Annotated in this window: 19 protein-coding genes; 8 read left to right on the plus strand and 11 right to left on the minus strand. The window is 69.9% G+C overall.

Annotated features, from left to right (window positions below; genetic code table 11):
- Positions 1-199 precede the first annotated feature (199 nt).
- From dapE to map, 6 genes are read right to left on the minus strand one after another with little or no spacing between them, the layout of a single operon-like run.
- Positions 200-1,354: a succinyl-diaminopimelate desuccinylase gene (gene dapE, locus V1318_RS04950; RefSeq protein WP_332938214.1), complete on the minus strand. Its 1,155-nt coding sequence runs from the start codon at positions 1,352-1,354 to the stop codon at positions 200-202.
- Positions 1,351-1,710, minus strand: a complete 360-nt coding sequence (locus V1318_RS04955) for a Spx/MgsR family RNA polymerase-binding regulatory protein (protein WP_332938216.1) — start codon at positions 1,708-1,710, stop codon at positions 1,351-1,353. The genes dapE and V1318_RS04955 overlap by 4 nt, the downstream gene beginning before the upstream one ends.
- Positions 1,707-2,216 carry a hypothetical protein gene (locus V1318_RS04960; RefSeq protein ID WP_332938217.1) on the minus strand — a complete coding sequence of 170 codons (510 nt, stop codon included), beginning with the start codon at positions 2,214-2,216 and terminating at the stop codon, positions 1,707-1,709. The genes V1318_RS04955 and V1318_RS04960 overlap by 4 nt, the downstream gene beginning before the upstream one ends.
- A gap of 8 nt (positions 2,217-2,224) precedes the next feature.
- Positions 2,225-3,127: a 2,3,4,5-tetrahydropyridine-2,6-dicarboxylate N-succinyltransferase gene (gene dapD / locus V1318_RS04965; protein ID WP_332938219.1), complete on the minus strand. Its 903-nt coding sequence runs from the start codon at positions 3,125-3,127 to the stop codon at positions 2,225-2,227.
- Positions 3,124-5,802, minus strand: a complete 2,679-nt coding sequence (gene glnD / locus V1318_RS04970) for a [protein-PII] uridylyltransferase (protein WP_332938221.1) — start codon at positions 5,800-5,802, stop codon at positions 3,124-3,126. The genes dapD and glnD overlap by 4 nt, the downstream gene beginning before the upstream one ends.
- Positions 5,799-6,575, minus strand: coding sequence for a type I methionyl aminopeptidase (gene map, locus V1318_RS04975; RefSeq protein ID WP_332938223.1), 777 nt, complete (start codon positions 6,573-6,575; stop codon positions 5,799-5,801). The genes glnD and map overlap by 4 nt, the downstream gene beginning before the upstream one ends.
- A 121-nt stretch (positions 6,576-6,696) precedes the next feature.
- Here map and V1318_RS04980 point away from each other — a divergent pair, with 121 nt between their 5' ends.
- From V1318_RS04980 to tsf, 3 genes are all read left to right on the plus strand, one after another.
- Positions 6,697-7,623, plus strand: coding sequence for an MBL fold metallo-hydrolase (locus V1318_RS04980; RefSeq protein WP_332938225.1), 927 nt, complete (start codon positions 6,697-6,699; stop codon positions 7,621-7,623).
- 298 nt (positions 7,624-7,921) lie between these two features.
- Positions 7,922-8,764: a 30S ribosomal protein S2 gene (gene rpsB, locus V1318_RS04985; protein ID WP_332938227.1), complete on the plus strand. Its 843-nt coding sequence runs from the start codon at positions 7,922-7,924 to the stop codon at positions 8,762-8,764.
- 147 nt (positions 8,765-8,911) lie between these two features.
- On the plus strand, positions 8,912-9,793 hold the full coding sequence (gene tsf / locus V1318_RS04990) for a translation elongation factor Ts (RefSeq protein WP_332938228.1): 882 nt from the start codon (positions 8,912-8,914) through the stop codon (positions 9,791-9,793).
- A gap of 289 nt (positions 9,794-10,082) precedes the next feature.
- Here the strand turns inward: tsf and V1318_RS04995 are convergent, their stop codons facing one another.
- The 5 genes from V1318_RS04995 to V1318_RS05015 form a co-directional block, all read right to left on the minus strand.
- Positions 10,083-10,775 carry an AIM24 family protein gene (locus tag V1318_RS04995; RefSeq protein WP_332938230.1) on the minus strand — a complete coding sequence of 231 codons (693 nt, stop codon included), beginning with the start codon at positions 10,773-10,775 and terminating at the stop codon, positions 10,083-10,085.
- A 201-nt stretch (positions 10,776-10,976) separates the two neighbouring features.
- Complete coding sequence (locus V1318_RS05000) at positions 10,977-14,261, minus strand: autotransporter domain-containing protein (protein ID WP_332938231.1); 3,285 nt, start codon at positions 14,259-14,261, stop codon at positions 10,977-10,979.
- Between the two features lie 254 nt (positions 14,262-14,515).
- Positions 14,516-17,335: a TonB-dependent receptor gene (locus V1318_RS05005; protein WP_332938232.1), complete on the minus strand. Its 2,820-nt coding sequence runs from the start codon at positions 17,333-17,335 to the stop codon at positions 14,516-14,518.
- 142 nt (positions 17,336-17,477) lie between these two features.
- Complete coding sequence (locus V1318_RS05010; protein ID WP_332938234.1) at positions 17,478-18,500, minus strand: FecR domain-containing protein; 1,023 nt, start codon at positions 18,498-18,500, stop codon at positions 17,478-17,480.
- Positions 18,497-19,114, minus strand: coding sequence for an RNA polymerase sigma factor (locus V1318_RS05015; RefSeq protein WP_332938236.1), 618 nt, complete (start codon positions 19,112-19,114; stop codon positions 18,497-18,499). The genes V1318_RS05010 and V1318_RS05015 overlap by 4 nt, the downstream gene beginning before the upstream one ends.
- Before the next feature lie 320 nt (positions 19,115-19,434).
- Here V1318_RS05015 and pyrH point away from each other — a divergent pair, with 320 nt between their 5' ends.
- The 5 genes from pyrH to V1318_RS05040 all read left to right on the plus strand — a co-directional run bounded on the left by pyrH (position 19,435) and on the right by V1318_RS05040 (position 23,789).
- Positions 19,435-20,157, plus strand: coding sequence for a UMP kinase (pyrH, locus tag V1318_RS05020; RefSeq protein WP_332938238.1), 723 nt, complete (start codon positions 19,435-19,437; stop codon positions 20,155-20,157).
- A 229-nt stretch (positions 20,158-20,386) separates the two neighbouring features.
- A complete protein-coding gene (locus V1318_RS05025; RefSeq protein WP_332938240.1) occupies positions 20,387-21,307 on the plus strand; it encodes a cation diffusion facilitator family transporter in 921 nt (306 codons plus the stop codon).
- A 100-nt stretch (positions 21,308-21,407) separates the two neighbouring features.
- Positions 21,408-21,965, plus strand: a complete 558-nt coding sequence (gene frr / locus V1318_RS05030) for a ribosome recycling factor (RefSeq protein ID WP_057159645.1) — start codon at positions 21,408-21,410, stop codon at positions 21,963-21,965.
- Positions 21,966-22,167: 202 nt separating this feature from the next.
- Entirely contained in the window at positions 22,168-22,941 is a 774-nt protein-coding gene (gene uppS, locus V1318_RS05035; protein WP_332938243.1) for a polyprenyl diphosphate synthase, read from the plus strand.
- Complete coding sequence (locus V1318_RS05040) at positions 22,938-23,789, plus strand: phosphatidate cytidylyltransferase (protein WP_332938245.1); 852 nt, start codon at positions 22,938-22,940, stop codon at positions 23,787-23,789. Before uppS ends, V1318_RS05040 begins: the two co-directional genes overlap by 4 nt.
- The last annotated feature ends 2 nt before the right edge of the window (positions 23,790-23,791 follow it).

The following is a 23,791-nucleotide window of genomic DNA, read 5'->3' on the forward strand; positions in this document are numbered from 1 at the left end:
GCTTCATGCGGGAGCGGCGTGAGCCGCGATTTGGACACCACGCTTGGCGCCCCTCAAAGGACCATGCGGCGTCCCGCCATGTCGTGGGCTTCCGGTGGCGCTTGCTTGCTGTGGGAGCGGCGCAAGCCGCGATTGGGTGGGACACCACAGCTGGCGCGCCACCACCCCGGCAGCGCGCCTCATCGGCAGCGTCGGACGACTACGACGCCGGGTCCAGCAGCCGCTCGATCAAGGCCAGGTACAGATCCGGCAGCGCCTCCAGATCGGCCACCGACACGTTCTCGTCGACCTTGTGGATGCTGGCGTTGATGGGGCCGATCTCGATGCACTGCGCGCCCAGCGGCGCGATGAAGCGCGCGTCGGAGGTGCCGCCGCCGGTGCTCTCTTCCGGCGCGGCGCCGGCGAACCGCGCCAGCACCTCGCGCGCGGCCGCGCGCAGCGGCCCCTCCGGGGTGTAGAAGGGCTCGCCGCCGCGGAACCAGCGCAACTCGTATTCCAGGCCGTGCGCGCGCAGCACCTGCTCGCACTCGCGCTCCAGCGCCTCGGCGTTCCAGCTCGGGTTGTAGCGCAGATTGAACAGCACCTGCAGCTCGCCCGGAATCACGTTGTTGGCGCCGGTGCCGGCATGCACGTTGCTGATCTGGAAGCTGGTCGGCGGGAAGGTCTCGTAGCCCTCATCCCAACGCCGCGCGGCCAGTTCCGACAGCGCCGGCATGGCCTGGTGGATCGGATTGCGCGCCTTGTCCGGGTAGGCGACATGGCCCTGCACGCCGATCACGTTCAAGGTCGCCGACAAAGTGCCGCGACGGCCGACGCGCAGCAGATCGCCGAGTTTGGCGGTCGACGAAGGCTCGCCGGTCACGCACCAGTCGATGCGCTCGCCGCGCGCGCGAAAGCCGTCGGCGACGCGGCGCACGCCGTCGATGGCGTCGCCCTCCTCGTCGGAGGTCAGCAGCAAGGCGACGCGTCCCGGGTGCTGGGGATGCGCGGCGACGAAGCGCTCCAGCGCGACCACGAACGCGGCCACACTGCCCTTCATATCGGCCGCGCCGCGGCCGTACAGCACGCCGTCGCGGATCTCGGGCAGGTAGGGATCGCTGGCCCAGGCCTCGACCGGGCCGGAGGGCACCACGTCGGTATGGCCCAGCAGCACCAGGGTCGGCCCCGCGCCATCGCCGTGCACGGCCCAGAGATTGTCGACCTCGCCGTAGCGCAGATGTTCGCAGGCAAAACCCGCCTGGCCCAGGCGTTCGGCGATCAGGCGCTGACAGCCCAGGTCGTCGGGCGTGACCGAGGGACGCGCGATCAGGTCGCAGGTCAGGGCCAACACCGCGCTGGCGGCCGCCGCGCTCACGAACCGATCCCGAAGCGCTGCTTGAAGCCGTTGTCGCTGAAGCCCTGGGTGACCTTGCCGTCATCGGTCACCACGACCGGGCGCCGGATCAACTGCGGGTACTCCTTGAGCAACAGCTTCCACTCCGCGTCCGAGGCCGGTTCCTTGCGGTTCGGCGGCAAGGTGCGCCAGGTGGTCGAGGACTTGTTGATCATCGCGTCCCAGCCGCCGAGCTGGTCGCGCCAGCCCAGCAGGGTTTCCGGCGCCTGCCGGTTGTCGCGATAGTCGACGAAGCTGTGCGCGACGCCGAAGCGGTCCAGCCACTTGCGGGCCTTCTTGCAGGTGTCGCAGTTGTTCAAGCCGTACAGGGTGGTCATGAGCGGATTGCTTTCTCGTTCGTGGTCAGCACGCGTCCGGACAGATCGTCGGCCACCAGGTTGCCTGCGAAGTAATACGAAGCCGGCGGATTGACGCGGGGGCAGAACAGGATCTTGCCGCCGTCGCGCAGATGCAAGCTCACGGTCGGCGAATGACGCAACCCCCGGCTTTCCACCTTGATGATCTCGGTCAGCGGCAAGCTGATATCGATGCCTGAGCGTCGCACGAGCAGACGCTCGCCGTCGTCCCAGACCTCGTCCGCCATCTGCCGCTGCAATCTCCAACCCAACCAGCCTATCGCCGTGGCGAACACGGCGAGGATGGGGGCCACCTGCAACCACGGCAGACCATCCCTGGACGCCATCGCGGCGATCGTGCCGAGGCAGACCCCGCCCATGAGCACAGGAGCCAGGACCTTGGTCAAGCGGTTGTCCACGCGCGAGATTCGCTGCATGCCTGAGGTGAGCGGATCGCGAACGTTTGGTTCGCCGACAAGCGCACCCATCGACCGCCTCAGTCCGCCAGGCCGCGCAGCAGATCGTTGATGCTGGTCTTGGAGCGCGTCTTGGCGTCGACCTGCTTGACGATCACGGCGCAGTACAGCGAATGCGAACCGTCCTTGGCCGGCAACTGGCCGGACACGACCACGCTGTAGGGAGGTACGTAGCCGTAGCTGATCTGGCCGGTGGCGCGGTCGTAGATGCGCGTGCTCTGGCCCAGGAACACGCCCATGCCGATCACGCTGTGATGGCCGACCACGAAGCCTTCGACCACTTCCGAGCGCGCGCCGATGAAGCAGTGGTCCTCGATGATGGTCGGCGAGGCCTGCAGCGGTTCCAGCACGCCGCCGATGCCGGCGCCGCCGGACAGGTGGCAGTGCTTGCCGACCTGGGCGCAGGAGCCGACCGTGGCCCAGGTGTCGACCATGGTGCCCTCGCCGACGTGGGCGCCGATGTTGACGAAGCTGGGCATCAGCACCACGTCCTTGCCGATGTGGGCGCCGCGGCGGGCGATCGCGCCGGGCACGACGCGCGCGCCGAGCTTGCGGAAATCGCTCTCGCCGTAGCCCTCGAAGCGCGCCGGGACCTTGTCCCAGAACGGCGCCGGGTCGGCCTCGACCAACTGCATTTCATTGACGCGGAAATACAGCAGCACAGCCTTCTTCAGCCATTCGTTGACGGTCCAGCCGCCCTTGCCGTCCGGTTCGGCGACGCGGAACTCGCCCTGCTCCAGGCCCGAGATCACCCGCTCCACGGTCGGCCGGGTCGAGCCTTCGATCTCGTCCGGGGTCAGCATGGTGCGGCGCTCGAACGCGCTGTCGATCATGAACTTGAGCTCGTCGACGCCCGGCGCTTTGGGCGCCGACTTCTTGCGGACGGTCTTCTTGGCGGTCTTGACGGTCTTGGCGGGGCTCATCGATGGTCTCCTTCCAGGCAGGCGAGCAGCGCGTCGCGCAGCGCCTGCTGTTGCGTTTCGTCGAGCGCGCGATCGCGCCCGTCGGTGTCGGGGCTGGTGATCTGGAACATGTCCTCGGCGCGTTCGCCGAAGGTGGCGATGCGCGCGTCGTGCACGCGCAGCGCCTGGTTGCGCAGGGTCATGGCGACGTCGGCGAGCAGGCCCGGCCGGTCGGTGCAGACCAGGCTGAGCAGGGTGCGCTCGCCGGCGCCGCCGGCGCTGTCGCTGCCGGATTTGTCGACCGTGTTGAAGCCGATCTGCGGCACGATGCGGAAATGCTTGAGGTGGCGCGGCTGGGCGCGGCGCGCGGGCTTGACCCGGTCCAGCGGCGCGGCCAGGGCCGCGGCCAGGCGGCGCTCGACCTCCTCGGCCGAGGGTGGATGGCGCGGGTCGGTGGGCACGACTTCGAAGGTGTCGAAAATGGTGCCCTGCGGGCCGTCCAGCACGCGCGCCTGTTGGATCGCCAGGCCGAGGCGGTCCAGGGTGGCCACGATCGCGGCGAACAGGCCGTCGCGGTCGGGCGAATGCACGAACACCTCGAGCGCGCCGGCGAGCGCGCTGACCGGGCGCGCACGCACGCGGGTGTCGCCGACCAGCACGCCGCGCAGCGAGGCGGCCTGCCAGGCGATCTGATCGGGGCGGCCGCGCTGGAAGCCGATCTCGGGCATGCGCGCGAACAAGGCCGCGATCTCGTCGTCGCCGCTGCCGAACGCGGCCAGCATGGCGTGCGCGGCGGCGCGGGTTTCGGCGGCGCGCTCGGCGCCGGCGACCGGGTGTTCCAGGCCGCGCCGCAGCGCCAGGCGGGTGGCGGTGTACAGGTCGGCCATCAGCCGGTCCTTCCACGCGTTCCACAGCTTGGGCGAGGTGCCGGCGATATCGGCGCAGGTCAACAGGTACAGATGGTCCAGGCGCTCGCGATCGGCGACCTTGCCGGCGAAGCGGTGGATCACTTCCGGATCGGCGATGTCCTGCTTCTGCGCGGTCACCGACATCAGCAGGTGCTGGCGCACCAGCCATTCGATCAGGGCGGTGTCGGCCTCGCTCAGGCCCATGACGGTGCCGAACACGCGCGCGTCGTCGCCGCCGAGTTCGGAATGGTCGCCGCCGCGGCCCTTGGCGATGTCGTGGAACAGGCCCGCCAGCAGCAGCAGCTCGGGCTTGCGCAGGCGCGGCCAGACTTCGTGGGCGATGCTGAAGCGTTCGTCGGCCACGCCCGAAGCGAAGCGGGCCAGATTGCGCAGCACCGCCAGGGTGTGCTGATCGACGGTGTAGACGTGGAACAGGTCGAACTGCATGCGCCCGGAGACTTTGGAGAACGCCGGAATCCAGCGCCCGAGCACGCCCAGGCGGGCCATGCGTTCGAGCGCATGGACCGGATGCGGGCCGCGCAGGATCGCCAGGAAGCGTTCGCGCAGCGCCGGTTCGGCGGCTTCGAAACTGGGAATGCGCGACAGCGACTCGGCCAGCGCGCGCGCGGTGCGCGAATGCAGGCCGCGCACGCCGTCGTGCTCGGCCCAGGCCGCGAACAGGGCGAAGATGTCGTCGGCGTCGCGCGGCCACTGCGGCGAACGCGCGGCGATGTAGTCGCGACGCAGCTCGAAGGCCTCGAACGCGCCGTGCATCGGCACCGGCGTGGGCTCGCCTTCGATCTGCTCCTCGTAGCGCTGCAGCAGGCGTTCGCCGATGCGCAGCACCAGCGCCGCGCTACGGTAGAAGCCCTGCATCATCTGCTCGACGGCGAGGTTGTCGGCATTGTCGACGTGGCCCAGGCGTTCGGCCAGCAGCTTCTGGTAGTCGAAGCGCAGGCGCTCCTCGCGCTTGCGCGCGACCAGGTGCAGGCCGAAGCGCAGGCGCGACAGGGCGCGGCGCTCGCGCTCCAGGGTGGTCAGCTCGTCGATGCCGAGCTGGCCGATCGCGACCAGGGATTCCAGATCGGCGGTGCCGATGATGCGCAGCGCCATCCAGTGCAGGGTCTGCACGTCGCGCAGGCCGCCAGGGCCTTCCTTGAGATTGGGCTCGAGGTTGTCGGCGGTGTCGCCGTAGCGGGCGTGGCGCTGGCGCAGTTCCTCGCGCTTGGCCAGGAAAAATTCGCGCGCCGGCCACACGTACAGCGGCGCGATCGCGGCCTGCAGGGTGGCGCCGGCGTGGTGGTCGGCGGCCAGCGGGCGCGCTTCGAGCATCGCCGTGAGCACGGTGATGTCGGCCGCGGCCTCGGTGCACTGCGCGGCCGAGCGCACCGCGTGACCGACCGGCAGGCCGCCGTCCCACAGCAGGGTGAAGAAGCGCCCCAGGGCGTCGGCGTGCTCGGCCTGGGCCTGCGGCTCGGCCAGCACCAGCAGGTCGATGTCGGATTGCGGGAACAGTTCGCCGCGACCGTAGCCGCCGACCGCGAACAGCGCCAGCGGTGCGTCGGCGGGCACGCTGTCGCGCCAGGCCGCGCGCACTTCGGCGTCGACGGTGTCGGCGCGCACGCGCAGCAGGCGATCGATGTCGACTTCGGGGCCGGCGTCGAAACGCTGCGCCAATGCCGCGTCGACCGCGGTCAACGCGGCGCGGATCGACGCCGCCCGGTCGGCGCCATGCGCCGTTGCGCCCGGCTCCGCCAGGCCAGAGCCGGCGGCGGCGCTACCGGTCATAGGTCGTTGTCGTCGCCGGGCAGCCGGGTCAGGATCTCGACGCCGTCGTCGGTCACCGCGACCGTGTGCTCCCACTGCGCCGAAAGCTTGCGGTCCTTGGTGACCACGGTCCAGCCGTCGGGCAGCAGTTTGGTGTGGCGCGCGCCTTCGTTGATCATCGGCTCGATGGTGAAGGTCATGCCTGGCTTCAGCACCAGGCCTTCGCCAGCGCGGCCGTAATGCAGCACCTGCGGATCCTCGTGGTAGATCCGGCCGATGCCGTGGCCGCAATACTCGCGCACCACGCTGAAACGTTCGGACTCGGCGTACTGCTGGATCGCCGCGCCGATGTCGCCCAGGGTCGAACCCGGCTTGACCGTGCGGATGCCGCGGAACATGGCTTCGCGGGTCACGTCGACCAGGCGCTTGGCCATGACCGAAGGCGTGCCGACGATGTACATGCGGCTGGTATCGCCGTGCCAGCCGTCCTTGATGACGGTGACATCGATGTTGACGATGTCGCCTTCCTTCAGGACCTTGGACTCGCTCGGGATGCCGTGGCAGATGACGTTGTTGACCGAGGTGCAGACCGTCTTGGGGAAACCCTTGTAGCCGACGTTGGCCGGGATCGCCTGCTGGACGTTGACGATGTGGTCGTGGCAGAGCTTGTCCAGGGCCTCGGTGGTGACGCCGGGCTTCACGTGCGGGGCGATCATCTGCAGCACCTCGGCGGCCAGGCGGCCGGCGACGCGCATCTTCTCGATCTCGTCCGGAGTTTTGATGGTAATGGGCATGCGGGCATTATCGCTCATTTGCAGCGCGCCCATTCAGGGCGGGCCTGGGACGGAGCATCCGCCGCCTCGCAACGCCCAGCCCCGACGGCGCCTGCGCCACCGACAGACAGGAGTGCCTACCGTGCCGCCGTTCCGATTGCTGCTCCCGGCCGCGCTGACCGGCCTGTTCATGCTGATGCCGGCCACGGCCGCCGAACCGGCGTCCCAGGCCGGCGCCGCGCCCGCCCCGGCCTTCACCGAGCTCGCGCCCGGCGCCTGGATCTACCAGGGCAGCGGCGGCGCGGTGCTGCTGGCCGTGGGCGAGGACGGCGCCGTCCTGGTCGACACCGACCTGCCCAAAGGCGCGCCGCAGCTGTTGGCGGCGCTGGACGCGCGTACCCGCCTGCCGCTGCGCTACGCGGTCAACACCCACTGGCATTTGGACCACGTCGGCGCCAATCGCGAGCTGGGCGAGCGCGGCGCGGTGGTGGTCGCGCACGAAAACGCGCGCGCACGCATGGCCGTGGACACCTACCTCAAGCACCACGACCGGATCATGCCGGCCCTGCCCGCTCAGGCCCTGCCCGGCCTGACCCTGGCCGGCGACGGCCGCGCCCCGGTCGCCACGGTCCGCCTGCGCGGCCTGGAACTGCGCCTGATCCACATGCCGCGCGCGCATACCGACGGCGACCTGCTGGCCTTCCTGCCCGCCGCCAACGTGCTGCACCTGGGCGACTGCTTCTTCAACGGCCTCTACCCAATCATCGACACCGGCACCGGCGGCAGCGTCGATGGCCTGATCGCGGCCCTGGACATGGGCCTGGGCTTGGCCGACGAGCGCAGCCGCATCGTCGCCGGCCACGGCCCGATCGGCGCCAAGGCCGATCTCAAGGCTGCGCGAGACATGCTTGCCGAGGTCCGCGACCGGGTCGCCAGGCTCAAGCGCGCGGGCCGGACCCGCGAACAGGTCCTGGCCGCGGCCCCGACCGCCGACCTGGACCCGCGCTGGGGCCAGGGCTGGGTCAAACCGGCTCAGTTCGTGGGCTCGGTCTACGACAGCCTGCCCTGAGGCCGGCCCGAAGCCGCCCCCGGACCGGGTTGGTTGCTCCAAGCCCCTGTCCCGGCTACACTTTGCCGGCTCAGCGGAGGGTTTCGACCTTGCGCGCCGCCCACGCCGGGCGTCACCGGCGAATACACACCCGCTGCCACAACCCGTGCCGGGGTGCCTCGTACAGCTTTACGTACGCGGTTCGGACACGGAAGCAGCGGGGAGGCCCAACCCCGGAACCACGCGCCGCAGGCCCTGCCCACGGCGCACCGCCCTCATCTTTCGTGGCGGCCGGTTCCTTGCCTATCGGAGTCATGCAATGCCCCAGATCACCATGCGCCAGATGCTGGAAGCCGGCGTCCATTTCGGCCACCAGACCCGTTACTGGAACCCCAAGATGGGTCCGTACATCTTCGGCGCCCGCGGCAAGATCCACATCATCAACCTCGAGAAGACCGTTCCGCTGTTCAACGACGCGATGAACTTCATCTCGGGCATCGCCCAGAAGCGCGGCACCATCCTGTTCATCGGCACCAAGCGCTCGGCGCGCGAGTCGATCAAGGAAGAGGCCGAGCGTTGCGGCATGCCGTACATGACCCAGCGCTGGCTGGGCGGCACCCTGACCAACTTCCGCACCGTCAAGCAGTCGGTGTCGCGCCTGAAGGAACTGGAAGCCGGCGAAACCGACGGCACCTTCCAGAAGCTGGTCAAGCACGAAGTGCTGGGCCTGCGCCGCGAGCGCGAGAAGCTGCTGGCCTCGCTGGGCGGCATCAAGGAAATGAACCGTCTGCCCGACGCGCTGTTCGTGATCGACATCGGCCATGAAGACATCGCGATCAAGGAAGCCAAGAAGCTCGGCATCCCGGTCGTCGCGGTCGTCGACACCAACTACGATCCGGCCCTGGTCGACTACGCCATCCCGGGCAACGACGACGCCATCCGCGCCGTGCAGCTGTACGCCCGCGCCGCCGCCGACTCCGTGCTGGAAGGCAAGGCCGCCGCGCCGGCCGTCGGCGTGCGCGAGGAAGAGTTCGTCGAGCTCGACGCCGAAGGCAACCCGGTCGCGAAGGAAGACCGCAAGGCCGCTCCGCGCGGTCGCGCCCCGGCCAAGAAGGGCCCGGCCCCGGCCGGCGCCAAGAAGGACGCTCCGGCGGCCGAGTAAGCGCATTGTCACGCAGCCGCGCGAGACTGCGCGGCTGCGTCTATCACGCATCCGACCATGTAGGAGCGGCGTAAGCGGCGATCGCCGTCGCGCGCGCCGCCGCTTACGCCGCTCCTACACGGCCACACGAATACCTGAGGTAACCCCATGGCTGAAATCACCGCTTCCCTGGTCAAGGAACTCCGCGAGCGCACCGGCGCCGGCATGATGGAGTGCAAGAAGGCCCTGACCGAAAACAACGGCGACATCGACGCCGCCGCCGAGTGGCTGCGCAAGTCGGGTCTGGCCAAGGCCGACAAGAAGGCCGGCCGCATCGCCGCCGAAGGCCGCATCGCGGTCGCCCAGGACGGCGGCAAGGCCGTGCTGGTCGAGATCAACTCCGAGACCGACTTCGTCGCCAAGGACGCCAATTTCCTCGGCTTCACCGAGACCGTCGCCCAGGTCGCGCTGACCTCCGGCGCCGCCGACGCCGAAGCCCTGAAGGCCGCCAAGGTCGCCAGCGGCGAAACCATCGAAGAGACCCGCGCCGCCGTGATCGCCAAGGTCGGCGAGAACGTGCAGGTGCGTCGCCTGGTCCGCATCGACAGCCCGAACAACGTCGCCGCCTACGTGCACGGCGGCCGCATCGGCGTGCTGATCGAAGTCAAGGGCGGCGACATGGACCTGGCCCGCGGCCTGGCGATGCATGTCGCGGCGATGAATCCGCCGCACATCAAGGCCAGCGACGTCCCGGCCGAGTTCGTGGCCAAGGAAAAGGAAATCGAACTGGCCAAGATGACCGACAAGGACAAGGCCAAGCCGGCCGACATCCTGGAGAAGATCATCGGCGGCAAGATCGCCAAGATCGTCAACGAAGTCACCCTGTACGGTCAGCCCTACGTGCTGGACACCAACCAGACCGTCGAGCAGGTCCTGAAGGCCGCCGGCGCCGAGGTCGTGACCTCGCAGCGCCTGGCCGTGGGCGAAGGCATCGAGAAGCAGACCGACGACTTCGCCGCCGAAGTCATGAAGCAGGCCGGCCTGGCCTAAGCCAGTCGCGCGGTCTCCAGCGACACGGGAAAGGCCGCGAGCAATCGCGGCCTTTTTCTTTGAGCGCGATTCGGCGAGTGCGGTGCGTGTCCCGCAGGAGCACTTGCGGGAGCGCGGGGCCGTGAGGCAGGAGCGGCGTAAGCCGCGACCGGCGTCGCAGCCGGACTGGCACGGTCGCGGCTTGCGCCGCTCCTGCACAAAGCGGATGCGCATGCGCGCAACGCAAAAGGCCGCGATCGCTCGCGGCCTTTTGCGTTGCCGAACGGCGCGTCTTGCGACGCGCGAACGCTCAGCCCTGCTGCTGGAAATACACCTCTTCGTACGGCTGCACCACCACCCAGCCGTTGCCGGAGAACTTGAGCTGGATGCTCTCGCCCGAACCACGGCCGAGCAGCGTGCCCAGCGAGATGTCGGTGACGATGTCGGGGCTGAGGTTGCCCGACCAGGCCACGGTCGCGTTGGGGTCGGTGAACACCGGCTGGTCCGGGGTCACCGCCAGGGTCAGCGGTTCGTAGTGCGAGGTGATCGCGACCAGGCCGCTGCCGGAGAGCTTCATGTTGAACAGGCCGCCGGACATCATGCCCGAGACCTTGCGCATCATCTTGATTTCCGAGGCGACGCCGTCCTCGTAGGCGAGCACGTCGTTGCCGTTGACGAAGATCGACTCGCCGGCCAGGCGCAGCAGGGTGATCTTCTTGCCGGCGTCGGCGATATAGACCCGGCCCTGCCCTTCCATCTTCATCATCTGGGTGCCTTCGCCGCTGATCGCCTTCTTCAGCAGGTTGGTCAGGCCCTGTTCGAGCATGCCCTGGCGGACGAACTTGACGCCGCCGCGGTAGGCCACCATCGAGCCGGACTTGGCCCAGATGCGGCCGTTGAGTTTGACCTCGAGCAGGTGCGAGCTCTCGAGTTCGAACACCTCGGGGCTGAGGTCCTTCTGGCTGCTGGTTTCGACGAAATCCTTGAGGTTCTTGATGCTCATATGCGGTCCTACGCCAATGGAAGCGGCAGCATAAGCGACCGCGCGCTTGTCGGCATGACAAAAAAAAGGCCGCCTGCGAGGCGGCCCGAGGTGCTGGGAGAGATCCGATCTTGCGACCGCCCTGGGCGTCCCTGCCGCCCGGCGATCCCTCGCCGCGGCACGGCGGCCGTGGCCGCCGCGCTCGCTGCCGTCGTGCGACGGTCAGAACTGCAGGGTGTAGCGCGCGTTCACCGCATGATCGCGCGCTTCATCGGCCCATTGGCCGCTGTAGCTGAACTCGAGCAGGCCGTTGCCGCCCACGCGCGCGGCCAGGCCGGCCTCGAACACGGTCGCATCCTCGGCCAGCGGCGCGCCGTGCACGTCGAAGGCCGCGCCGTTGCGCCAGGCCACGGTGGCCGACGGGGTTTCCGCGCCGCCGGCGTGGCGCCGGCCGATGCCGCCGCGCAGATTCAGCCAGCTGCGCTCCTGCTGCGCGCCCTTGAGGCCGACGTTGAAACGCAGGCCCAGGGTGGACAGGTCCAGGCGCTGGTCGGCGCTGGCGCCGCCGAGCGCGGCCGTGCCGCCGCTTTCCTGGAAGCCGTCGCTGCCCACGCGCACCTGCGCGTATTGGGCGTAGGGCTCCCACTCCCAGGCGCCGCGAGCGATGCGATAGCCGCCCTCGACGAAGACCTGACGGGTGTCGCCGTCGTAGTCGGCACGGGTGCGGTCGAACAGCCCCGGCAAGTTCACGCTGCGCTCGATTTCGATGTCGTGGCGCGCGTAGCTGGCGCCGGCGCGCAGGCCGAAGCCGCCCCAGTTCTGACCCAGGTACAGGCCCAGGTGGCGGGAGCGGACCTCGCCGCGCGAACCGCGCGTAGTCAGCTTGGCGTCGCTGCGGCCGACGCCGCCGAGCACGCCCAGGCGCCAGCCGTTGCCGAAGCGGTAGTCGTAGCCGAGCAGGCTGGTGTCGCCGTTGTAACCGACTTCGCCGGCGTTGCCGTCGGCGTGCAGGCTGCCGCCGTTCTTGAGCAACTGGATCCAGGCCGCGGATTGGGACTCGCCCTCGCCCACGGAGTCGAACGCGCCGCTGCCGGCCTGCGCGCGCGCCAGGGCCGCCTCGCGCACGTGGCGGCCGTCTTCCAGCAGTACCGAGCGCGCGCTCGCGTGCAGTTCACCGCTTAGCGCGTCCAGCGCGTCCAGCGCCTGCGCCGGGAACAGCTGGGTCAACCGCTGCGGCAGGCTTTGGTCCATCGCCTGCGCATCGACCGCGCCGGCGGCCGAACGCCGGTTGTAGGTGTTGGCGGCGCTGGCGAGGCTGGCGCCGCGCACCACATCCACCGTCACTTTGTCGGCGCCGTAGGCCAGATCGAACTTCAGGAACGGCGAGAACGCGCTGTGGTCGATGGCGGCGAAACGGCCGTCGACGCCGGAGGTCGCCGAGAGGATGCCGTAGCGCTGGCCCAGCAGATAGGTACCCGGCCCCTGGAACACGCGCACGGTGCCGCCCAACAGGGTCGCGCGGCCGTTGACCTGCAACAGGTCGGACGCCGCCGGCGCCGCCAGTTCGACCTGATAGGTGGAACCCGCGGCCTGGGTGTAGTCGCCGTCGATGATCAGGGTGCCGATCGAATTGCCCGGCGCGATCGTGCCCTCGACGCGGGTCGCGCCCAGCCGGCCGCTGCCGCCGAGCGTGCCGCCCGCGCCGATCACGGTGCTGCCGCCGCGCTGCACGCCGTTGAAGGCGACCTTGCCGCCGTCGACGCGGAAGTCGACGTTCTCGAGCACGCCGCTGGCGGCGACCAGGCCCCAGCCGCCGTTGACGCTGAAGGCCAGATCGTGGAGCCCGCCCTCGATACGGGCGACGCCGGACGCGACGTTCACGGCCGAGCGGTGCAATTCCCCGGTGAGCAGCAGATCGCCGCCCTCGACATCGACCGAACCGGACAGCTTGCTGATGCCGGCCAACTCCAACCGGCCGGCGCGCACGCTGGCGCCGGCGAAGGTATTGCCGCCGCTCAGGCGCAGCCAGCCGGCGCCGGACTTGGTCAGGCGACCGGGGCCGGAGATGTCGTTGCTCCAATCGTCCCAGGCGCCGCCCTGCCAGACCTTGGCGCCGCCGGCGCGCTGGTTCATCGCCACCTCGGTGTCGACCCGGAACTGGCCCGGCCCGTCGATCGCCTTCTTCAGGTCGATCAGGCCCCAGCCGTAGAACTCGTCCACGCCCGGATCGCCCAGGTCGGTGGCGGTGGTCAGCAGCACGTCGCGGATCTGCGGATTGTCGAGGTAGGGATAGCGCTCCATCAGCAGCGCGAGCGCGCCGGTGACGTGCGGCGAGGCCATCGAGGTGCCGGTGTAGTCGTCGTAGCCATAGTTCGGATGCGCGGCGTCGACCAGCAGGTTGAGCGAACCGTCCGTGTCCCGCACCACTCGGCCGTCGATCTCGCCGTTGATCACGCTCGAACGGATGTCGGTGCCCGGCGCGGCCACGCACCAGTCCTTGCTCAGGCCGCAGATGCTGGAACTGCCGTCGAGGTTGAGGTCGCGGCCCACGTTGACCACGCTGAGCCAGTACTTCTCGATCTCCGGCGCGAAGCGCGGCAGGGTGGCGTAGGCGCCGGCGATGTTGCCGTAATCGTTGCCCGCGGCCCAGACATTGATCATGCCGGTGCGCAGCGCGGCGTCGGCGAAGATGCGGTAGTAATCGGCGTAGTCGGCGTATTCGCGATCCATGTCCTCGGGCGTGGTCGGCTCGGTGCCGTTGCCCCAGCTGTGGTTGATCGCGCGCACGCCCTGCGCGGCCATTTGGTCGAACATGCTGTTGAGCGCGTCCTCGCCCGGGCCCTGGGTGAGCGTGCGCCGGTCGATGCCGCCGTTGGCGTCGACGTAGTACTCGTAGATGCGATCGAAGAACAGCTTGGACGCGGTCAGGCTGGCGCCGGTGGCGACGCCGTGCATGCCGCGGCCGTCGCGGTTGGCGACCATGGTGCCGGCGACGTGGGTGCCGTGGCTGTTGTATTCCAGGATCAGGCGAATGCCGCTGCCGCCGAAGGACAGCTCCGGCGGCACGCTGTCGTTGATGTAGTAGGCCTCGATCTGGGCGATGTCGCCGTCGGACAGGAAGCAGGCGTTGGGGCCGCTGATCAGGCTGGTGCTGGCGCAGCCCGGATCGCCGATGCGGATGGCGCGATGGTCGCGGCCTCCGAACTCGGCATGATTCAAGGCCGCGCCGCTGTCGAACACGCCCAGGCGGACGCCGCGCCCGCTCAGGCCGCGCGCGTAGGCGTATTCGGCGCCGATCGCGCCCAGGCCCCAATCGGCCTTGAACTCGTCGCTGCGCCAGCTGTCGGCATCGCCGACGACTCCGCCTTCGTGGTAGGCGTCCTGCGCGAACGCGGGCGCGCCGGCGCCCAGCAACAGGCCGCAAAGGATCGCGGCCGACAGCGCCGAACGGGGGTGGCTGCGATCGCGACGACGACGGTTGCCTGTTGCGCTTGCACTGCTTTGCATGCTGCCGATGCTCCTTTCGGTGGCGGCGCGATCGAATCGCGTGGGAAGTGGGAGGGGTGCGCTGCGACGCGAGCCGCTCCCCTGATCGCCGGTGGATGCGGACCGTCGCCGACGCGACCCCTGATAGGAAATAACGCAAGCGCGCGGCGCCTCCCTACCCGCGCGCATCGCCGGCCCCGTACCGTCTCGGTCCATCCAACGCAAAATGCGCGAAAAAGATGCCATCGCCTGCAGCGCGGCGCAGGTTCCGCCGGTCAGAAGCGGTAGGCGGCGCTCAACAGGTAGTAGCGGCCGCGCGGATCGTCGTAGGCGATGTCGTAGCCGCCCTTGGCGGTGTCGTAGTTGACCGGCGTGCGGTCGCCCAGATCGTGCACGTTGAGCGAGAAGCGCCAGCGTTCGACGTTGTAGTCGAAGTTGAGGTCCAACGTGGTCGAGCCCGGATTGCGGCAGCGGCCGGCCAGCGCATAGCGCTTCTCGCACTCCTCGCCCGGCATGCCGATCCGCGACGGCCCCAGCGCGCGCGCGTTCAAGCTCGTGCTCCAGTTGCCGTAGGCCCATTGCAGCCCCGCCAGGGCGGTGCGGTCGGGGGCGCCGTAACCGGCGTAATCCAGCGCCGGGTTCTCGGTGTCGACGCGCCGCGACAGGCGGTCGAGGTAGTTGCCGGCCAGGCGCACCGTGAAACGTCCCCAGCGCCGGGTCTGCAGCCGGTATTCGGCGTCGAACTCCCAACCGCGCACGTGGGTCTCGCCGATGTTGTCGTAGTAGTCCTGCACGCCGATCAGTTCGCCGTCGTCGTCGCGCTTGGCCGAGCGCGTGGACATGAGATCCCCGGCCAGGCCGTTCACCGCCAGGATCTCGTTGCGGCGGCGGATATCGAAATGGTCCAGCGCCAGGCTGAAGCGCGGGTTCGGCGCCCACACGAACCCCAGGGTGTAGCTGCGCGAGGTTTCCGGCTTGAGGTCGGTGTTCTCGAACGCGCCACGCGCGACCAGGCATTGGGTTTCGCCGTTCGGACCGACGATGGGATTGTCGCAGGGGCCGAAGCCCTGGTTGTCCTGCACCACCGCGACCTGGTCGGACACGTTCGGGCGCCGCAATTCGTACAGCGAAGGCGCGCGGTAGCCGGTCGCCCAGGAACCGCGGAAGGTCAGCGTGTCCAAGGCGTTCCACTTCAGGCCCAGTTTGGGCGACAGCTTGTGCCGATAGCCTTCGCGATAATCCGAGCGCAGGGCGAATTCGCCCTGCAGGCGCGAGGCCAGCGGCGCGCTGAGTTCGGCGTAGAGCGCGGCGGTGGCCTGGTTCTCGTCGACGCGCACCTTGGGCGGGCTGAGCGCGACGTCGTGGTCGACCATGCGCGGATCGGGCCGGTTGTCCAGCGAATCGCGGCCCAGCTCCAGGCCGGCGGCCACGCGCGTGGGGCCGGCCGGCAGCGAGAACCAGGGCCCGTTGACGCCCACCGTGACCTGGTCGAGTTCGGCCTTGCCGCGCGCGATCAGGCGCGGCGAGAACGCCATCATGGTCTCGCGGCTGTTGCGCGTGTTGAAGCGATAGCTGAGGTTGCCGACCAGTTCGTAGAACGCGCTCAGGCTGACCATGCCGTCGATGCGGTTGACCACCGAGTTCTCGTGGTGGGCGTAGGCGGCGCTCCACTCCCAATCGCCGCGATAGCTCTTCACCCCCACGCTCAGGTCCAGGGTCTGGGCCACGCTGCGGGTGCGGATCTGGCCGGCGTCGTAGAAGGCGTAGTAGAGCGAGGTGTACTCGCCCGGGAAGAACGCGTCGGGATGCTCGTCGGGCAAGCTGACGTTGGCGTAGAACGGCGCGCCCAGCAGCTGCTGGGAGACCTCGCCCACGCGCAAGTCGGCGTAGACCTCGGTGTCGGCGCCGAAGGGCTGGCGCCAGTGCGCGTAGAACGAAGTGCGTTCGGCTTCGGGCTGCAGGCTGATGTGCTTGGCCGTGTCCAGGATGCAGCGGCCCTGCTTGTCGCGGTACTGGCGCGGGCAGGCCCACCAGAAATTGTTGCTCTCGTAGCCGATGTAACCCAGCGGAATCCGCCAATCGCCGAGGCCGTCGCCGCTGCGGTCCATGGTCCGCCACGCGCGCTGCGCGCCGGACAGGCCGTCCTGCTGGAAATAGTCGGCGCTCAGGAACAGGTTGCCGCCGCGCTTGAGGTCGACGCCGCTGCTGACCGAAATGCGGCGCTGCTTGGCGTCGTTGCGGTCGGACACGCCCAGGCGCGCGATCACTTCCGAGCCCTGCTGGTCCTTCTTGAGGATGATGTTGACCACGCCGGCCATGGCGTCGGCGCCGTAGATCGCCGAGGCGCCGCCGCGGATGATCTCGATGCGCTCGACGATGCTCAGCGGGATGCCGTCCAGGTCGGTCAGGCCGCCCAGGTCGGCCGAGATCAGGCCGTAGTTGGCGATGCGCTGGCCGTCGACCAGGAACAGGGTCGCGCGCGGGCCCAGGGCATTGAGGCTGGTGGTGGCGGCGGCGGCGAAGGGCTGCTGGTAGGGCTGGCCGCCCTCGGCCGCGACCGCGACCGGGTGGTGGCCGACCATGCCGGGCTGGAAACGCAGCAGTTCGAACAGGGTCTGGTGGCCGCTGGCCTCGATCTCGTCGCGGCCGATCAGGGTCATCGGCGAGACCGCCACCGATTCCAGGTCGCTGCGCGGGATATGGCTGCCGGTGACGTGGACCGGGCCCAGGTTGGTGGGCTCCTCGATGCGCGGCGGCGGTGGCGGCGCTGGACGCGGCGGCGGGCTGGGTTTGGCCAGCGGCGCCGGCTTGGGCGCGGCCTGGAGCAGGAAGGTGTCGTCGTTGACCCGCACCGCGCGCAGGCCGCTGCCCAGCAGCAGGCGTTCCAGGGCCAGCGCGGGCGGCAGTTCGGCGCGCAGGCCGGGGCTGCGCTTGCGCGCGACCAGGGCGGGGGCGTACAGGATCTGCAGCCGGCTCTGCGTGGCCAGGGACTGCAGCGCGTCGTCGAGCGCGCCGGGCCTGATCGCGAAGCGGGTGGCGGCAGCCGAAGGCGCGGCCGCAGCGGTCTGCGTGCCCTGCGCTGCGAGGCACAACAAGAACGCACTTGAGATGGCTAACGTGTGCCTAGCTCTGGCCATTCATCCGGTGCGTCTATCCCCCCAAACGGACCACCATACGGAAGCCTGAGTAGGCCTGCAACGCGACGCCACTATTGGTTGCCAAACGCGGGGCCGGAACTCACTGGCGCGCGGCCTGGAGCACGATTTCGTGCTCGCCCACGCGCCGCGCCTGCAGCGACCAGCCGCGTTGCAGCGCCGCCAGCAGCGCGCCCTGGTCGTCGATGTGGAACACGCCGCTGACCTTGAGCGCGCCCAGTTCCGGCTGCTCCAGCCGCAGCTGGGTCTTGGAATAGCGGTTCATCTCGTCCAGCAGCTGGTCGAGGCGGCGGTTCTTGAACACCAGGTCGCCGCGCGGCCAGGCCTGGGCCACGGCCAGGTCCAGCGGGCGCTTGGGCGCGAGCGTGCCGCCGCCCTCGATGCGGACCTGCTCGCCTGGGGCCAGGGTGCTGGTCACGCGCGCCGCGCCGGCGCCGCCGACCGCGACTTCGACCTCGCCTTCGATCAGGCCGACGTCGACGGCGCTGCCGTCGCGGCTGACCTGGAAGGTGGTGCCGACGTCGCGGATGGTGCCGCCGCCGGCCTTGACCAGGAACGGACGCGGGCCGTCGCGGCCGCCGGCGTCGCGGCCGACCACGAACTGGACCCGGCCCTGGGCGACCTCGACGGTGCGGCTGTCGCGATCGAAACGGGTGGTCACCGCGCTGTGGGTGTCCAGCAGCAGGGTGGTGCCGTCGCTGAGGCCGATCGTGCGTTGTTCGCCGATGGCGGTGACGTAGCGCTGGATCTGCGGCGGCGGCGCGCGCTGGACCCAGGCCACCACCCCGATCGCGACCGCCAGGGTCGCGGCGATCGCCGCGCCCGGCGCCAGCCAGGGGTGGAAGCGGCGGCGGGTCGCCGCGCTGTCGCGGCGCGCCGCGCGCGCGGCCGCGCGCAACAGCTCGTCCTCGCCCAGTTCGGCCGAGAGTCGATGGATGCGCTCGACCTCGCCGTAGTCGCGGGCGTTGGCCGGCGAATGCGCGAGCCAGCGCTCGAAGGCCTCGCGGTCCTGGGCGTCGCTGTCGGGCGCGTGCAGGCGCGCGACCCAGGACTCGGCCTGGTCCTGGTCGTCGTATCGGTTGGAATTCGCGCTAGCCGTATTCATGCGCCACCTGTCGTGTCTGACAGATTTTCCCTCAGACGCAAGCGCAACAGCACCAGCGCGCGGCCGATATGTTTCTCCACAGCCTTGACCGAGATCCCACAATGGCGCGCGATCTCGGTATAGCTCATGCCTTCGATGCGGTTGAGCAGGTAGACCTGCCGGCACTTGGTCGGCAGCCGCAGGATCGCCTCACGCACGCGCGCCAGCTCCTGTTGGTTGGCCACGCGCTGGTCGTGGGCGAGATCCGCCGACGGCAGGCCGTGGAAATGCTGGTCGAAGCTCACGTGCGCCGAGGCGTGCTGGCTCTGCTGGCGGCGGCCGCGGTCGTTGAGTTCGTTCATCGCGATCCGGTACATCAGCAGCTTGAGCTGCTCGGCCGGCTGGCCGCGGTAGCGCATCAACCGGACCAGGCTTTCCTGGGCGATGTCCTTGGCGTCCTCCTCGCCGGTGCGCTTGCACAGGAAGCGGATCAGGGCGTCGCGGTGCTCCAGCACGAAGCGCTCGAAGCCGTCGTCGCCGCGCGGGCAGACTTCCGGACGGCCGGGCGCGGGGCGGTCCGGCAGGGGCGGATCCGGGTAGACGTCCATCTGGGCCTGGTGCACGGGGCGGGCCAAGGCCTAAACCACCGTCGCCGCGCGCGGCGGGCGCGGCCGATCGCGGCCTGCGGCGCCGGTCGCTGTGCGGGAAACCTGATCGTTCATCGGCACCTGGCCCCTGTAGTGCGGGTTGCTTGGTAACGCTGGAGCGGCCGCGCGGGGCGGCGAACCGGCATGCGCTAGCTTTGTAACATGGAATCCGCTATGCCGAAGGCTGGCGCCAGGCTGTGCGCAAGCCGGCTTAGCGCGACGCCGATCGCAATCCGGCAAGCCGGCCCGGCTCGTGGAACCCGCCCCACTGGGCTAGAATCGCTGGGTTTGCTCACCCGGAGGTCCTTATGTCCCAGCTCGCCTGTCGCCGTGTCCTGCTCAAGTTGTCCGGCGAGGCGCTGATGGGGGACGAGGACTACGGCATCGACCCCAAGGTGATCGGCCGGCTCGCGCGCGAGGTGGTCGAGGCCCAGCACGCCGGCGCCGAGGTCGCGCTGGTGATCGGCGGCGGCAACATCTTCCGCGGCGCCGGCCTGGCCGCCGGCGGCATGGACCGGGTCACCGGCGACCAGATGGGCATGCTGGCCACCGTCATCAACGCCCTGGCCATGCAGGACGCGCTGGAGAAGCTCGGCGCCAAGGCGCGGGTGATGAGCGCGATCAAGATCAACGACGTCTGCGAGGACTACATCCGCCGGCGCGCGATCCGCCACCTGGAAAAGGGCCGTCTGGTGATCTTCGCCGCCGGCACCGGCAACCCCTTCTTCACCACCGATTCGGGCGCCGCCCTGCGCGCGATCGAGATCGGCGCCGATCTGCTGCTGAAGGCGACCAAGGTCGACGGCGTCTACGACAAGGACCCGAAGAAGCATGCCGACGCCATTCGTTACGACAAGCTCAGCTACGACCAAGTGCTCGCGCGCGATCTGCAGGTGATGGACACGGCCGCGTTCGCGCTGTGCCGCGACAGCGACCTGCCGCTGCGCATCTTCGACATGAGCCAGCCGGGCGTGCTGCTGCGGATCCTGCGCGGCGAGCACATCGGCACGCTGGTGCAGGGGCGCGGCTGAGGGGTGTAGCGGCGAGTTCCCGCCTAAAGAGGCCCCCTCAATCCCCCTTCTCCAAAGGGGGAATACCGGTGACCGGATCCGTTCGTGATTCCAGGATCCGTTCGCGGCGAGCCCGCCGCACCATGAACGGATCGCCCGCGCCGCCGCAAGAGCCCTTGCCCCTCAACCGAGGGGAAAACCGGCCGCGCTGTAATAGTGTTCACGCGCCGGCCCGTGGCAGCATCCGCACATGCACTCGCACAGCCACGATCACGCGGCGAACGGCACCCGCGCCTTCGCCTTCGTCACCCTGATCAATCTCGCCTACACGGCGCTCGAGGCCGGCTACGGCTTCGCCACCAATTCCCTGGCCCTGCTGTCCGACGCCCTGCACAACCTCGGCGACGTGCTCGGCCTGGGCCTGGCCTGGGGCGCGGCGGTGCTGGCCAAGCGTGCGCCCACCGATCGCCATACCTACGGCTGGCGCCGCGCCACCCTGCTCTCGCCGCTGGCCAACGCCCTGCTGCTGGTGGCGTTCTCCGGCGCCCTGGCCTGGGAGGCGATCCGCCGCTTCAGCGCCCCGCCCGAGATTCCGGCCCTGCCGGTGATCGTGGTCGCCACGCTGGGCATCGCGGTCAATCTGGGCGCGGCCTGGTTCGTGCGCGACGGCCATGCCCAGGACCTCAACCGCCGCGGCGCCTTCCTGCACCTGATCGCCGACGCGGCGGTGTCGCTGGCGGCGGTGCTGGCCGGCGCCGGCATGTGGTGGCTGGGCTGGGCCTGGCTGGACCCGGTGATCGCGCTGCTGATCGGCGTGGTGGTCGCGGTGGGCGCGTTCGGGCTGCTGCGCGAAAGTTTCAACGCGGCCATGGACGCGGTGCCGCGCGGCATCGACCAGGCCCAGGTCGCGGCCTTCCTGGCCGGGCAGCCCGGCGTGACCGCGGTCCACCATCTGCACATCTGGTCGCTGGGCGCGGGCGAGATCGCGATGACCGCGCACCTGGTGCGTCCGGACGACGCCGACCACGACGCCTTCATCGACCGCCTCAACCACGAACTCGACCACCGCTACGGCATCAACCATCCGACCCTGCAGGTCGAGCACGGGCGCGCCTGCGAGCACGATCGCCACGATCGAGCCCCGCACGGCGACCACGCCCACGAGCATTGAGACCGGGCCCGCGCGCGGGTTCCGGCTGGGCCGCGGGCCGCAAAAGCGGCCCGGGCCTATATAATCCCGCGATTACCGTTCATAAGGACCGGAGCCGGCGATGCTCAACGACATCAAGAAAGACGCCCAGACCCGCATGGCCAAAAGCGTCGAAGCGTTTCGCCACGACCTCACCCGGGTCCGCACCGGCCGCGCCTCGACCGCGCTGGTGGACCACCTGAAGGTCAACTACTACGGCTCCGACATGCCCCTGTCGCAGGTCGCCAGCGTCGCCATCTCCGACGCGCGCACGCTGATGATCACGCCCTGGGAAAAGCAGATGGTCGGCCCGGTCGAGAAAGCGATCCTGGCCTCGGACCTGGGCCTGACCCCGAACACCGCCGGCACCGTGATCCGGATCAACCTGCCCGCCCTCACCGAGGAGCGCCGCAAGGAGCTGAGCAAGCACGTGCACAGCGAAGGCGAGAACGCCAAGGTCGCGATCCGCAACATCCGCCGCGACGCCAACCACCAGGTCAAGGAACTGCTGAAAGACAAGCAGATCACCGAGGACGAGGCCGGCCGCAGCGAAACCGACATCCAGAAGATCACCGACAGCGCGATCAAGGACGTCGACGAGGTGATCAAGGCCAAGGAACAGGAACTGATGGCGGTCTGAACCGGTGCCGCCCGCGCCCGTCCGCCCGTGCGCGGCCGCCGACGCGCCGGCATCGAACTTTCGCCGGCGCCGCCGGTCCGCTACAGACCTGCTCGGGCAGGCCCGGCCCGCCGGGCCCGCGACGGCGCACCGCGCCGCTGCCTGAACCCGCCGACTCGAACCCGTCGCCCCAACCCCGCTTCCAGGTCCCGCCGCCGGCTCCATGCCTTCCGATCCCGCCCACGCCGCGCCGCGCGTCCCGCGCCACCTCGCCGTCATCATGGACGGCAACGGCCGTTGGGCCGAGCGCCGCCGTCGTCCGCGCATGATCGGCCACCGCGCCGGCGCGCGCGCGGTCGACGTCTGCATCGATTTCTGCATCGCGCGCGGGATCGGCGCCCTGACCCTGTTCGCCTTCTCCAGCGAGAACTGGGGCCGGCCCGAGGACGAGGTCGGCGCGCTGATGAAGCTGTTCCTCAACGCCCTGGAGCGCGAGGTCGACGAACTCGACCGGCGCGGCGTGCGGGTGCGCTTCATCGGCGAACGCGAACGCTTCGCCGCGCCGATCCGCGAGCGCATGGCCGCGGCCGAGCGCCAGACCCGCAACAACGAGGTGTTGCACCTGACCGTGGCCGCCAGCTACGGCGGCCGCTGGGACATCGCCCAGGCCGCGCGCTCGCTGGCCCAGGACGTGGCCGCCGGCCGGCTGGCCCCGGAGGCCATCGACGAGGCCGCCCTGGGCGCGCGCATGGCCCTGGCCGACCTGCCGGCGCCGGACCTGTTCATCCGCACCGGCGGCGACACCCGGATCAGCAACTTCCTGCTCTGGCAGCTGGCCTACACCGAGCTGTGGTTCACCGACGCGTTGTGGCCCGAACTGGATGCGGCCACACTCCAGCGCGCCCTGGACGATTTCGCCGGCCGGGAGCGCCGCTACGGCCTGACCGGTGCGCAGATCGCCGCGCGCTCCAACGACTCCGACGAGACCGCTGAATGACCCGAACCCGCCTGCTCGCCGCGTTGGTGATGACCCCGATCGCGATCGCGGCGATCCTGCTGCTGCAGACCCCCTGGGTGATGGCGGTGGCCGCGGTGCTGTTCCTGATCGGGCTGTGGGAGTGGTTCGACCTGGCCGAAATCGAGGACACCCTGTCGCGCACGGTGCTGCTGGCGGCCAACCTGGCGCTGATGGTGGCGATCGTCTGGGCCTCGCGCTCGGGCGCGCCCGAGATCGCCGGCGCGCCTTCGATGGTGCTGTTCAAGATCGCCTCGCTGGTGGGCGTGATCTGGTGGCTGCTGGCCCTGTTCTGGCTGCAGCGTTACCAATTCGCGAGCAATCACGAGTCCTATGCGCGCGCGTTCAAGCTCGCCGCCGGCGCGCTCAGCGTGATTCCGGCCTGGTGCGCGCTGGCCTGGATCCACGCCGGCCAGCCCAACGGCCACCGCTGGCTGCTGACCGCGCTGGCGATCGTCTGGGCGGCCGACAGCGGCGCCTATTTCGCCGGGCGCAAATTCGGCCGCCTCAAGCTCGCGCCGCGGGTCAGCCCCAACAAGACCATCGAAGGCCTGGTCGGCGGCGTGCTCGCCGGCGTCGCGGTCGGCATCGCCTTCGCCGCCTTCGCCGGCGCCCAGCCCGCGCAGTTGCCGGCGGTGGCCCTGGTCGCGTTCGCGGCGGTGCTGTTCTCGGTGGTCGGCGACCTGTTCGAGAGCCTGCTCAAGCGCCATGCCGGCGTGAAGGATTCCGGCAACCTCATCCCCGGCCACGGCGGCGTGCTCGACCGCGTCGACGGCGTGCTGGCGGCGTTGCCGGTCTTCGCGCTCGGCAAGGCCGTGCTGGGCTTCTGAAC

The sequence above is a fragment of the Lysobacter sp. CCNWLW3 genome (assembly GCF_036697405.1).
Taxonomy (GTDB): Bacteria; Pseudomonadota; Gammaproteobacteria; order Xanthomonadales; family Xanthomonadaceae; genus Lysobacter.